This is a genomic window from Mesorhizobium sp. ES1-4, from assembly GCF_020164745.1.
In the GTDB taxonomy this organism is placed as follows: Bacteria; Pseudomonadota; Alphaproteobacteria; order Rhizobiales; family Rhizobiaceae; genus Mesorhizobium.
The window spans coordinates 399,141-411,021 of the sequence record NZ_JAIUGV010000005.1 but is presented as its reverse complement, the minus strand read 5'-3'; the positions used below and the strand labels follow the sequence as shown (position 1 = coordinate 411,021).

Below are 11,881 nucleotides of genomic sequence, written 5' to 3'. Positions count from 1 at the left end.
CCAACCATATCGGGGCGCGGACATACAAGGACCCATCCCTTGCAGCCTATAATGGATACCTCTCTGTGGCTGGCGCACAAGCGGCGCGCGCTGACCCATCCGGTTGGCGGTGCCGACTTCCTCATGCATCGCGCCGCCGAAGATCTTGCCGACCGGCTCGGTGCCGTCGAGCGCCGGTTCGCCAAGGCGGCGGTGCTGTTTTGCCAGACCTCGGCCGCGGCCGATGTCCTTGCACAGAGCGGCAAGGTAGCCGATATCGCCCGTGTCGAGACGGACGCGGCTTTCCTGAATGGTGCCGCCGGCATGATCGCACCGCTGGAAACCGTGCCGTTCGAGCCGCGGGGGCTCGATCTGGTGGTGTCGCTTTTGTCGCTGCAAACGATGAACGACATCCCGGGCATGCTGATCCAGATCCGCCGCGCGCTGCGGCCGGACGGACTTTTCCTTGGCGCCTTCGCCGGCTCCGGGACGCTTTCGGAACTGCGGGAAAGCCTGCTTGTCGCCGAGACCGAGCTCTACGGTGGCGCCAGCCCGCGTGTCGCGCCATTCACCGATGTGCGCGACGCCGGCGCACTGCTGCAGCGCGCGGGTTTCGCGCTGCCGGTCGCCGACGTCGAGACCGTGACGGTACGCTATGCCAACCTGTTTGCCCTGATGGCCGATCTGCGTGCCATGGGCGAAACCAGCGCGCTTGCCGACCGCAGCCGGCGGCCGGGCTCACGCAAGTTGTTCGCCCGCGCCGCGGAAATCTACGCCGAGCGCTTTTCCGATCCCGATGGTCGCATCAGGGCAAGCTTCTCGATTGTCTGGATGTCCGGCTGGGCGCCCGACGCGTCTCAGCAAAAGCCGCTGAAGCCGGGTTCGGCCAAAGTTTCGCTAAAGGCTATTTTGGAGAAGCCTGAGGGACATTGACCCTTTCGAGGGCAGAAGGCTAGGGCGCGAAGGCGTTGGCAAGCCTGCTGGTATTGTCGCTGAACAACCAGGTCAGCGAATTGAAGACCTGGCCGATACCGCCGATGATCGTCAGCGACAGCACGCACACAATCAGGCCGTATTCGACTGCCGTGGCGCCGTTCTCGTCCTTCAGAAAGCGTAGCAGCACTGTTGTCATCACCTTATTTCCCCTTGCCACGACCTTAGCGCCGATCTGTTAAGAAAGGTTAACGGCACAGGCTTAACAGGCGGTGAAATCGCCGCCTTTCGGAGATGTCTCAACCTTCGTCAGCAGTCGCCGCTGCTTTTGCCATCGGAGCGGATAATGCAGACCCCGCCGGGCTCGGCCTGCAATACGCTGCGGCGCACCGTATAGGTGCTGCGATGGTTGATCGCACCGGTGGCGGTCATGTCGAGGCCGGGGAAATCATCGCGGGCCGTTTGCGAGCGCGTCTGGCTGTCGAGGAAAGGGGCCGCGATCAGCGCCAGCGCCACCGCGGCCGATCCGAACAGCAGCGTGACCCGCAGGACACCCATGCCGGCATCGGCGGCACGAAAACCGCGATCGGGCCGAATCGAATCCCAATCTCTGTCCAGGCTCATTCTATCGCTCCCCAGCGAGTGGCGGCGACCGCACGAAAACGGCCATGCATCAATTTTTCACGCCAAGATAAATCTTCCATTAACGCTGGCTGATGCGGATCGTGGTCCAATCAGCTCTCGATCCTCAGAGGAGATCGATCAGGAACGGGATCAATGGCTCATCGGCTGGCGGCATCGGATAGTCGCGCATCTGTTTCGGCCGCACCCATTTCAGCGCCTGGCCTTCCCTCGGCTGGGCGATGCCGCGGAAACGACGGCAGACGAACAGCGGCATCAGCAAATGGAAGTCGTCGTAGGAGTGACTTGCGAAGGTCAGCGGCGCCAGGCATGGGATCTCGGTTTCGACGCCGATCTCCTCATGCAGTTCACGGACGAGACATTGCTCGGGCGTCTCGCCGGCTTCGACCTTGCCGCCGGGAAATTCCCACAGGCCGGCAAGCTGTTTGCCTTGCGGCCGCTGTGCCAGCAGCACGCGGCCGTCGGCGTCGACCAGCGCGCAAGCGGCGACCAGGAGCAGGCGCTTGCCGCTGGACGCCAGATCATTCATGTCCGGGCGGCCGGCGGTAGTGATAGCGATAGACTTCCTCGAAGCCGAGCGCACGGTAGAGCGCCAGCGCCGGCGCGTTACCGGCCTCGACCTGCAGCCAGGCTTCCCGCGCGCCGCGCAGTCTCGCCCATTTCAGCGCCGACAGGATCAGATTGCGGCCGTGCCCCTTGTTGCGTGCCGCCTTGTCGGTGGCGACCTCGAACAAGCCGGCGAGATCGCCGTCATGCACGCAGATCAGTGTCGCCAGCGGCTCCGTCCCGTTCTCGAGCGCAAACAGTCCGGCTTCGGGCTGGATGGCGCCGATGATCTCCGACAGGCCCGGCCGCAGCGATACGTTGGAGCCGCTGACCTTGAGCAATGCACCGATGAAGCGGCTGATGTCCTTGAGCGGAATCTGGTCCATGGCGGCGTCGAGCTGGGCGTCGGCCAATGGCAGCCGCATGACGAGTGATTCGTCGAACCGGCTCCAGCCCTCCTTGTCGAGATGGCTGGCAAGATCGGGACCCGACAGTGGCGACATGCGGAACGTCAACGGCCGGCCGTAGGCATCGAAACGGCGGCTCGCGCGACCAATGCGGTCGGCCATGTGCTGGATGTCGCCGGGATCGAGCGGATTGACCGAGTTCAGCCGCTTGGCGGGATGGCCGGCGGTCAGGCGCACCACCCAGGTGCCGTCATAGTGGACGGCGGCCGCGGGCCAGGCGCGAAAGCCGGCCGCCTCATAGCGGCGCACGGTCGCGAGCATGCTTGCCGGATGGCGCGAAACCAAGGCGATCAGCTCCGGTAGTCGCCATTGATGGCGACATATTCCTTGGTGAGATCGCAGGTCCACACCGTCGCCTTGCCGCGGCCGATGCCGATATCGGCGCGGATGCGGATGTCGTCGCGCTTCATGTAGGCCGAGGTCGCGGCCTCCGAATAGTCGGGATCGCGTTCGCCTTCGTGCGCCAGCCTGTTGTCGCCGAACCAGATCGACAGAAGGTCGCGATCGGCGGGCTCGCCGGCCTTGCCGACAGCCATGACGACACGGCCCCAATTGGCGTCCTCGCCGGCGACCGCCGTCTTGACCAGCGGCGAATTGGCGATCGACAGCGCGATGCGCTTGGCCGAGCGGGCCGATTTGGCCCCGGTGACGGTGACCTCGACCTGCTTGCGGGCGCCCTCGCCGTCGCGCACCACCTGCAGCGCCAGCGACTTCAGCACCTTGCCGAGCGCCCGGCGGAACTGACCAAGGCGGGCATCCTTGGGATCGGTGATTTCAGGCGCGCCGCGCTTTGCCGCCTTGCCGGTGGCGAACAACAGCAGCGTGTCGCTGGTCGAGGTGTCGCTGTCGACGGTCACCGCATTGAACGTCTTGGCCGTGCCGCGCGACAGCAGGTCCTGCAGGACCGGTGCCGCGATCGGCGCGTCGGTGGCGATGAAGGAGAGCATCGTGGCCATGTCGGGCGCGATCATGCCGGCGCCCTTGGAGATGCCGTTGATGGTGACATCGGCGTCGCCAAGCTTGACCGTCGCCGTCGCCACTTTCGGGTAGGTATCGGTGGTCATGATGGCCTTTGCCGCCTCGGTCCACAGGTCCGGCTTGCCGTTGCTGACCAGGCCGGAAAGCAGATGGCTGAACCTGGTCGTGTCGAGCGGTTCGCCGATAACGCCGGTCGAGGCCAGGAAAACCTCGGCTGCCGTACAGCCCGCGGCCTTCGCCGCCGCTTCGCCCGTCAGCGCGGTGGATTCGCGGCCTTTCTTGCCGGTGAAGGCGTTGGCGTTGCCGGAATTGACCACCAGCACCCGCGCCTTGCCGGCGCCAAGGTTCTGGCGGCAGAAATCGACGGGCGCCGAGGGACATTTCGACTTGGTGAACACACCGGCGACCGCCGTGCCCGCATCGAACACCATGGCCAGCAGGTCGGTGCGGTTCTTGTACTTTATTCCCGCTTCGGCGGTGGCGATGCGCACCCCCTCGATTTCAGGCATCTTCGGGTATTTCTTCGGCGCGAGCGGCGAAATCGTCGTGGACATGGGGACCTCGGGCGGGAAAATCGCAAGGGAAGGCCGGTTTGCCCGATACGGCGCGCCGGCGCAAGCGCGTTTTCGTCGCTCCCGCCAGGGGCAAACCCGTTCAGGATTGGGCTTGCATTTCAAATCTATTGGCGCCACCCGGACCATGATCGTTCCCATGGATGGCGCATAGTCTCGGAGACGTCGCGGGTGATATCACGACCACCGCCTGATGACGGCGGCGCCCCGGCTCCAAAAAAACGGACCGTTTCGTTCCATCGCCGCATCCTCTATCATTGCCGGCAAATTGAAACGAGGACGACGCGAATGGCCGAGGAGGCGGATACGGCGCGCAGATCGATCGGTGCGCGGCGCAATCCCGACAGTGCGGATGCCATTCTGGAGGCCGCCGAGGCCGTACTTGTCGAGGCCGGTTATGCCGGTTTCTCGATCGAAGCGGTGGCGCGCCGCGCCCGCGCCGGCAAGCCGACCATCTACCGCTGGTGGCCGAGCAAGGCGGCACTGCTGCTGGAGGTCTACCAGCGCCAGAAACGCGTCGACGTGCCCGATACGGGAAAACTGGACGAGGATCTCGCGGGCTTTCTGGTGAATCTGTTCAGGCACTGGCGCGAGACGTCGTCGGGTAGCGTGTTCAGGTCGCTGATCGCCGAAGCGCAGTCCGATGAAACCGCGGCCGCGGCCCTTGCCGGTTATGCCGAAGGACGCCGCGCCCACACCGGCCAGATCATCGAGCGGGCCCAGGCAAGGGGGGAGATCGCCGGGGATATCGATCCGGCCGTGGTCGCCGACCTCCTGGCTTCCTACGCGTGGCGGCATCTCCTGACCAACCGGCTCGACGAGCCCGAAGCGACGATCCGCAAGGCGGTCCGTTACCTCCTGCAGGGCATAGCGGCACCCGGCAGGTAGCACCCTCGCCCGTGCCGACAAACTCGTGCCAACAAAAAGGGCGCGGCGCCTTCCGGCTGCCCGCGCCCTTGTTCGAAGCCGTTCGGGCTTACTTGGCGCTTTCCAGCGTGTCGACGGCCTTCTTCAGGTTGGCGTCCGGAATCTCGACCTTGGCGTTGGCGCGCAGCGACTTGACCAGCGCGAAATACTTGTCGCGGATGACGGCCTGCTTGGCCTGGTCCTTGACGTCGTCGAAGGCCGGCGGCTGCTTGGCGCGCTTGTCCTCGAGCTTGATGACATGCCAGCCGAACTGGGACTGAACCGGCTGCTCGGTGTACTTGCCGACGTCCAGCGCGAAGGCCGCCTTGTCGAACTCGGGCACCATCTGGCCAGGTCCGAACCAGCCGAGGTCGCCGCCATTGGACTTGCCCGACGGGTCGCTGGTGTGTTCGTTGGCGAGTTTCTGGAAGTCGGCGCCGCCGTCGAGCTGCTTGATGATTGCCTCGGCCTCTTCCTTCGTCTTCACGAGGATGTGACGGGCATGCACCTCGTTGACCGGAGGCGTGTTGGCGATTTCCTGGTCGTAGCGGGCGCGGACCTCGGCATCGGTGACCTTGTCGACGACACCTTTCTCGACCATCTCGCCATGCAGCGCGCGCTGCTGCAGGAAGGCCATCCGGCGCTGGAAGTCGGGATCCTTGTCGAGGCCGTCGGCAACGGCCTTGGCGGCCATGACCCGGATTTCAATGGCCGCCGAAAGCGCCGCGGCGCGGCGCTGCTCGGGCGGCAGCTGCGCGAACTGCTGCGACAGCTCGCCCTCGGCGAGCACCAGATCCGCTTCGGTCAAGGGCTGGCCGTTGACGGTGGCGATCACGGCATTCGGGTCGACCGGCGCTGCGGCCGGCGCCGCCGCATCCGCCGGGGCGGCTGGTGCGGGAGCGGTCTCCTGCGCCATCGATGGCGACAGGCAAAGAGCCGACAGGCCGACGGCCAGGCCTAGGCTGGCAAGCGACGCGCGGCTGAACAACAAGGACATAAGGATGACTCCGGTGAGGGATTGTAAGAGAGCGGCTTCCAGATCAGCCAGATTGTGGCGGAATTTGGCGCGACCGGCAGGGCCAGCGCGGCGTTGACATCAGTTGAGCCCCCTCTTATCTGTCCATCGACTTGGCGTCCAGAACCGTTTTCCGGGCGCTTTTTGTGTTTGCCCGTATTCAGGCGGTGCATTCACGTGGATGTGATGGGGCCGGCCGGCGCCTGTCTCAAGATTGAGAATTCTATCGAAAGGACCATTGGATGGTCAGTCTCGGCGGTCTCGCCCGTAAGGTTTTCGGTTCCTCCAACGACCGTCGGGTCAAATCGACCCGCCCCCGCGTCGAGGCGATCAACGCCATGGAAAACGAGATGCGGGCGCTCTCCGACGCCGAGCTTGCCGGTCGCACGGAAAAATTCCGCGGGGACATCGCCAACGGCGCCAGCCTTGACGACCTGCTGATCCCGGCCTTCGCGACCGCCCGCGAGGCGGCGCGCCGCGTGCTTGGCATGCGCCCCTTCGACGTCCAGCTGATCGGCGGCATGGTGCTGCACAATGGCGGCATTGCCGAGATGCGCACCGGCGAAGGCAAAACCCTGGTCGCGACGCTGCCAGTCTACCTCAACGCCCTTGCCGGCAACGGCGTCCACGTCGTTACCGTCAACGACTATCTCGCCACCCGTGACTCCGAATGGATGGGCCGCGTCTACAAGTTCCTCGGCCTGTCGGTCGGCGTCATCGTCCATGGCTTGTCGGACGAGGAGCGCCGCGTTGCCTACCAAGCCGATGTCACCTACGCCACCAACAACGAGCTCGGCTTCGACTATCTGCGCGACAACATGAAATACGAGCGCGCCCAGATGGTGCAGCGCGGTCACAATTACGCGATCGTCGACGAGGTCGATTCCATCCTGGTCGACGAAGCGCGCACGCCGCTGATCATTTCCGGTCCGCTCGAGGACCGTTCGGAAATGTACAACACCATCGACACCTTCATCATCCAGCTGCAGCCGCAGGATTATGAGATCGACGAAAAGCAGAAGACCTCGATCTTCACCGAGGAAGGTACCGAGAAGCTGGAGAACATGCTGCGCGATGCCGGCCTGCTCAAGGGCGAGTCGCTGTACGATGTCGAGAACGTCGCCATCGTCCATCATGTCAACAACGCGCTGAAGGCGCACCGGCTGTTCCAGCGCGACAAGGACTACATCGTGCGCAACGGCGAAATCGTCATCATCGACGAGTTCACCGGCCGCATGATGCCCGGCCGCCGCTATTCGGAAGGCCTGCACCAGGCGCTCGAGGCCAAGGAGCATGTGGCGATCCAGCCGGAGAACCAGACGCTCGCCTCCGTCACCTTCCAGAACTATTTCCGCCTCTACAAGAAGCTTTCCGGCATGACCGGCACGGCGCTGACCGAAGCCGAGGAATTCGGCAACATCTACGGCCTCGAAGTCACCGAGATCCCGACCAACCTGCCCGTGATCCGCAAGGACGAGGACGACGAGGTCTACCGGACGGTCGAGGAGAAGTACAAGGCGATCGTCAAGGAGATCCGCGAAGCCAGCGCCAAGGGCCAGCCGACACTGGTCGGCACGACCTCGATCGAAAAATCCGAACAATTGGCCGAGCGCCTGCGCAAGGAAGGCTTCACGGATTTCGAGGTGCTGAACGCCCGCCATCACGAGCGCGAGGCGGCGATCGTCGCCCAGGCCGGCAAGCCCGGCGCCATCACCATCGCCACCAACATGGCCGGCCGCGGCACCGACATCAAGCTCGGCGGCAATGCCGAGATGCGCATCGCCGAGGAACTGGGCGACATGCCCGAAGGGCCCGAGCGCGAGGCGCGCGAACAGGAGATCAATGCCGACGTCGAGCGGCTGAAGGAAAAGGCGCTGGCCGCCGGCGGCCTCTACGTGCTCGCCACCGAGCGCCATGAATCGCGCCGCATCGACAATCAGCTCAGAGGCCGTTCCGGCCGCCAGGGCGACCCCGGCCGCTCGAAATTCTTCCTGTCGCTGCAGGACGACCTGATGCGCATCTTCGGCTCCGAGCGCATGGACGGCATGCTGCAGAAACTCGGCCTCAAGGAAGACGAAGCCATCATCCATCCGTGGATCAACAAGGCGCTGGAAAAGGCACAGAAGAAGGTCGAGGCGCGCAACTTCGACATCCGCAAGAACCTGTTGAAATATGACGACGTCTCCAACGACCAGCGCAAGGTGGTGTTCGAACAGCGCATCGAACTGATGGACGGCGAAGGCCTGTCGGAAACCATCACCGAGATGCGCGAAGGCGTCATCGACGAGATCGTCGCCAAGGCCATTCCCGAAAACGCCTATGCCGAGCAATGGAACGTCGCGGGCCTGAAGGCCGAGGTCGCCGAATTCCTCAATCTCGACCTGCCGGTCGAGGATTGGGCGAAGGAAGAAGGCATCGCCGAGGACGACATCCGCGAACGCATCGCCGCCGCCGCCGCCGACGCCGCCAAGGAACGCGCCGACCGTTTCGGCCCCGAGGTGATGACCTATGTCGAGCGCTCGGTGGTGCTGCAGACGCTCGACCATCTATGGCGCGAGCACATCGTCAATCTCGATCATCTGCGCTCGGTCGTCGGCTTCCGCGGCTACGCCCAGCGCGATCCGCTGCAGGAATACAAGAGCGAGGCGTTCGAGCTGTTCCAGGCGATGCTCGGCAATCTGCGCCAGGCCGTCACTGCGCAGCTGATGCGCGTCGAACTGGTCCGCCAGGCCGCCGAAGCCCCGCCGCCGGAAGCGCCCGACATGTTCGGCACGCATATCGACGGCACCACCGGCGAGAACGATTTCGAAGGCGGCGAAACGGCCCTTCTGGTGCGCCAGGAGAGCAACGCCATCGTCGCCCCCGAAGACCGTGACCCGAAAAACCCCGCCACCTGGGGCAAGGTCGGCCGCAACGAGGCCTGCCCCTGCGGCTCCGGCAAGAAATACAAGCACTGCCACGGCACGTTCGCGTAAGGGCGCCTCTTCCCTTCTCCCCGTATAGGGACGGGAAGAAGGCAACGCCCACCCACGCTTTCTTAAGGTGTCTTCGCTACACCAACGCCTGAAAAAGAGGCGGAAAACGGAGACAAATCGGGGTGCGCTTTTCCGCGGCCACGACTGCCGGGCGGTTCTTGCCGCAGCGTTTGGCGCTGCGCGTGGGGCCGCTGCTTGACCGCATCGACGCCGTGCTGTTCACCGCCGATGAGCGCGGCGAGGCCGGCCGCATGTCGGTCATCGCCTTCTCCATCCGCATCGTCAGCGCCGTTATCGCCTTCATCAGCCAGGTGCTTATGGCGCGCTGGATGGGCTCGTTCGAGTACGGTATCTTCGTGCTGGTCTGGGTCACGATGGTCATCGTCGGCAATCTCGCCTGCCTCGGCTTCCACACGTCGGTCATCCGCTTCATTCCCGAATACCGCGAGCGGGGCCTGATGGACGAATTGCGCGGCATCGTCGTGGCCAGCCGCCTGTTCGTGCTGATCGCCTCGACACTGATCGCGGGCCTCGGCGCCCTCGGCGTCTGGCTGGCCGCGCCCTGGATCGAGAACTACTACGTGATACCGTTCATCCTCGGCGTCATCTGCCTGCCGATGATCGCGCTGTCGGATTTGCTGCAAGGTCTGGCGCGCGCCAATTCATGGGCGTTGTTCGCGCTGTCGCCGACCTACCTGGTCCGGCCGGTGCTGATCCTGCTGTTCATGGCGCTGATGCTGTGGGCGGGCTACGCGCCCGACGCGCGGACGGCGATATTCGCCTCGATCGCCGCCACCTATGTCACCACGCTGACCCAGCTCATCGGCGTGACCCAGCGCATGGAAAAGCAGATTCCGGCCGGTCCGATGAAAGTGCATTTCGCACAATGGTTCGTCGTCTCGCTGCCGATCTTCCTGGTCGAGGGCTTCTTCTTCCTGCTCACCAATGCCGATGTGCTGATGGTCGGCGCCTATATGGATCCCAACGACGTCGCCGTCTATTTCGCCACGGTCAAGACGCTGGCGCTGGTGCATTTCGTCTATTTCGCCGTCAAGGCCGGCGTCGCTCAGCGCTACGCGCAGTTCACCCATGGCGATCCGCGCAAGCTCGCCGCCTTCGCCCGCGAGACCGTGTCGTGGACCTTCTGGCCCTCGCTGCTGATGGCGTTCCTGGTTCTGGCGCTGGGTGAACCGATGCTGGTGCTGTTCGGGCCGGAATTCACGTCCGGCTATCCGCTGTTGTTCCTGCTTGTCTTCGGCGTCGTGGCGCGCGCCGCCGTCGGCCCTTGCGAAAGCCTGCTCACCATGAGCGGCAACCAGAATGTCTGCGCCGCCGTCTATGCCACCACACTGGCCTTCAACATCGGCCTCAACGTGGTGCTGATCCCGCTTTTCGGCCTTTGGGGCGCGGCCATGGCCACCGCCTTCGCCATGATCTTCGAGGCCAGCGCGCTGTCCTTCACCGTCTGGCGCAAGCTCGGCATCGTCATGGCGATCTTCGTGCCGGTCAAAGGAGCCGCCTGATGGCCGCCATCCCCTTGCTCGAGGAAACCAGCGGCGGTCCCGCCGGCGCCATGGTGTCCGGCCTTGCCGGGCTGGCGCGAGACGCCGATCCCGCCCATATCGAGATCCTCGCCAACAACCGGCCCGAGCGCAAACTCGCCATCTATCCGGCGTCGGCCGGCTTCGACCTGGTCGAAGAACTGGACTATCTCTGCGCCCGCACGATCGAACCGAACGTCTTCTTCAACCCGCGCTTCCTGGCGCCGGCCATGCCCCGGCTCGAAGACCGCGAGGTGCGCCTTGCGGTGATCCGCGACGGCGATGAATACCGCAACCGGCTTCGCCTGCTGGTGCCGATCTCGGTCGAGCGACCGGCGGTGCCGCTCGGCGTGCCGGTCATGCGCACATGGTCGAGCCCGTTCGGCCCGCTCGGCACGCCGCTGATCGACCGCGACGATCCGGTCGGCGTGGTCGAGGATTTCTTCTCGATGCTGTCGCGCCCGCATCTGAAACTGCCGAAAGTCCTGGTCCTGCCCGACGTCAGGCTCGACGGTCCGGTGGCGAGCCTGATCGGCACCGTGGCCGAGACGCGCGGCCTGATGCTGGTCACCACGGGCCAGACCTCACGCCCCGTGCTGGAGAGCGAACTGGAAGGCGACGATTATCTGAAGGCTTCGTTGCGCGCGCATCACCATCGCGAGTTCCGCCGCTTGAAGAGGCGCCTTGGCGATCTCGGCAAGCTCGAGCATGTCGTGGCACGCGGCCCCGAGGAGATCCGCCACGCCATCGAACACTTCCTGACGCTGGAAGCATCCGGCTGGAAGGGCCGCGAGCGCACCGCCATGGCGATCGACCGCTTCCGCGCCGCCTTCGCCCGCGAGGCCGTGCACCGGCTCGCCGAACAGGATATGTGCCGCATCCATTCGCTGACGCTCGACGGCCGCACCATCGCTTGCCTGATCGTCTTCGTCGAGGCCGGCGTCGCCTATACCTGGAAGACCGCCTATGACGAGACGCTGGCCGTCTATTCGCCTGGCACGCTGTTGATGATCGAGGTTACCAGGCAGCATCTCGACGACCCCAACATCATGATGACCGATTCCTGCGCCGTGCCCGACCACCCGGTGATGAGCCGGCTATGGAGCGAGCGCAAGCCGATCGGTACGCTGGTGATCGGGTTGACCAGGGATGCCGACCGCCTCGCCCGCCAGGCCGCCTCGCAGTTGCATCTCTATCGCGAGACCCGCAACATGGCGCGCCTGCTGCGCAACCGGATGAAGAGTCTGCTGAGACGGCGGTAGGCGACGCATGTCCCGACACGAATTCTCGGCAGCGCCAGCCTGAGCACTCGACCCTCTCGGCTGCC

11 protein-coding genes are annotated in these 11,881 nt (G+C 64.8%); 5 read left to right on the top strand and 6 right to left on the bottom strand.

Going from position 1 to position 11,881, the window contains the following annotated elements:
• Nucleotides 1-39: 39 nt before the first annotated feature.
• Nucleotides 40-912 (top strand): methyltransferase domain-containing protein, encoded by an 873-nt coding sequence (locus LB556_RS12625; RefSeq protein ID WP_224567468.1) that lies wholly within the window; start codon nt 40-42, stop codon nt 910-912.
• Between the two features lie 19 nt (nt 913-931).
• Here the strand turns inward: LB556_RS12625 and LB556_RS12620 are convergent, their stop codons facing one another.
• The 5 genes from LB556_RS12620 to argJ form a co-directional block, all read right to left on the bottom strand.
• Nucleotides 932-1,111, bottom strand: a complete 180-nt coding sequence (locus LB556_RS12620; RefSeq protein WP_224567465.1) for a Flp family type IVb pilin — start codon at nt 1,109-1,111, stop codon at nt 932-934.
• A gap of 110 nt (nt 1,112-1,221) precedes the next feature.
• A complete protein-coding gene (locus LB556_RS12615; protein WP_224567462.1) occupies nt 1,222-1,536 on the bottom strand; it encodes a hypothetical protein in 315 nt (104 codons plus the stop codon).
• A gap of 124 nt (nt 1,537-1,660) precedes the next feature.
• Complete coding sequence (locus LB556_RS12610) at nt 1,661-2,083, bottom strand: (deoxy)nucleoside triphosphate pyrophosphohydrolase (RefSeq protein WP_224567459.1); 423 nt, start codon at nt 2,081-2,083, stop codon at nt 1,661-1,663.
• Nucleotides 2,076-2,828, bottom strand: coding sequence for a GNAT family N-acetyltransferase (locus LB556_RS12605; RefSeq protein WP_224567531.1), 753 nt, complete (start codon nt 2,826-2,828; stop codon nt 2,076-2,078). The genes LB556_RS12610 and LB556_RS12605 overlap by 8 nt, the downstream gene beginning before the upstream one ends.
• A gap of 29 nt (nt 2,829-2,857) precedes the next feature.
• On the bottom strand, nt 2,858-4,099 hold the full coding sequence (argJ, locus tag LB556_RS12600) for a bifunctional glutamate N-acetyltransferase/amino-acid acetyltransferase ArgJ (RefSeq protein ID WP_224567456.1): 1,242 nt from the start codon (nt 4,097-4,099) through the stop codon (nt 2,858-2,860).
• A 306-nt stretch (nt 4,100-4,405) separates the two neighbouring features.
• Between argJ and LB556_RS12595 the strand changes: the two genes are divergently transcribed.
• Nucleotides 4,406-5,005 (top strand): TetR/AcrR family transcriptional regulator, encoded by a 600-nt coding sequence (locus LB556_RS12595; RefSeq protein WP_224567453.1) that lies wholly within the window; start codon nt 4,406-4,408, stop codon nt 5,003-5,005.
• Between the two features lie 88 nt (nt 5,006-5,093).
• Here LB556_RS12595 and LB556_RS12590 read toward each other — a convergent pair whose 3' ends face one another.
• Nucleotides 5,094-6,020: a peptidylprolyl isomerase gene (locus LB556_RS12590; protein ID WP_224567450.1), complete on the bottom strand. Its 927-nt coding sequence runs from the start codon at nt 6,018-6,020 to the stop codon at nt 5,094-5,096.
• Between the two features lie 260 nt (nt 6,021-6,280).
• Between LB556_RS12590 and secA the strand changes: the two genes are divergently transcribed.
• The 3 genes from secA (at nt 6,281) to LB556_RS12575 (ending at nt 11,816) form a co-directional block, all read left to right on the top strand.
• Nucleotides 6,281-9,013, top strand: coding sequence for a preprotein translocase subunit SecA (gene secA / locus LB556_RS12585; RefSeq protein ID WP_224567447.1), 2,733 nt, complete (start codon nt 6,281-6,283; stop codon nt 9,011-9,013).
• A gap of 122 nt (nt 9,014-9,135) precedes the next feature.
• The gene (locus LB556_RS12580) at nt 9,136-10,536 is read left to right on the top strand and encodes an oligosaccharide flippase family protein (protein WP_224567445.1); all 1,401 of its coding nucleotides are present in this window, start codon (nt 9,136-9,138) and stop codon (nt 10,534-10,536) included.
• Entirely contained in the window at nt 10,536-11,816 is a 1,281-nt protein-coding gene (locus LB556_RS12575) for a GNAT family N-acetyltransferase (protein ID WP_224567444.1), read from the top strand. The genes LB556_RS12580 and LB556_RS12575 overlap by 1 nt, the downstream gene beginning before the upstream one ends.
• The last annotated feature ends 65 nt before the right edge of the window (nt 11,817-11,881 follow it).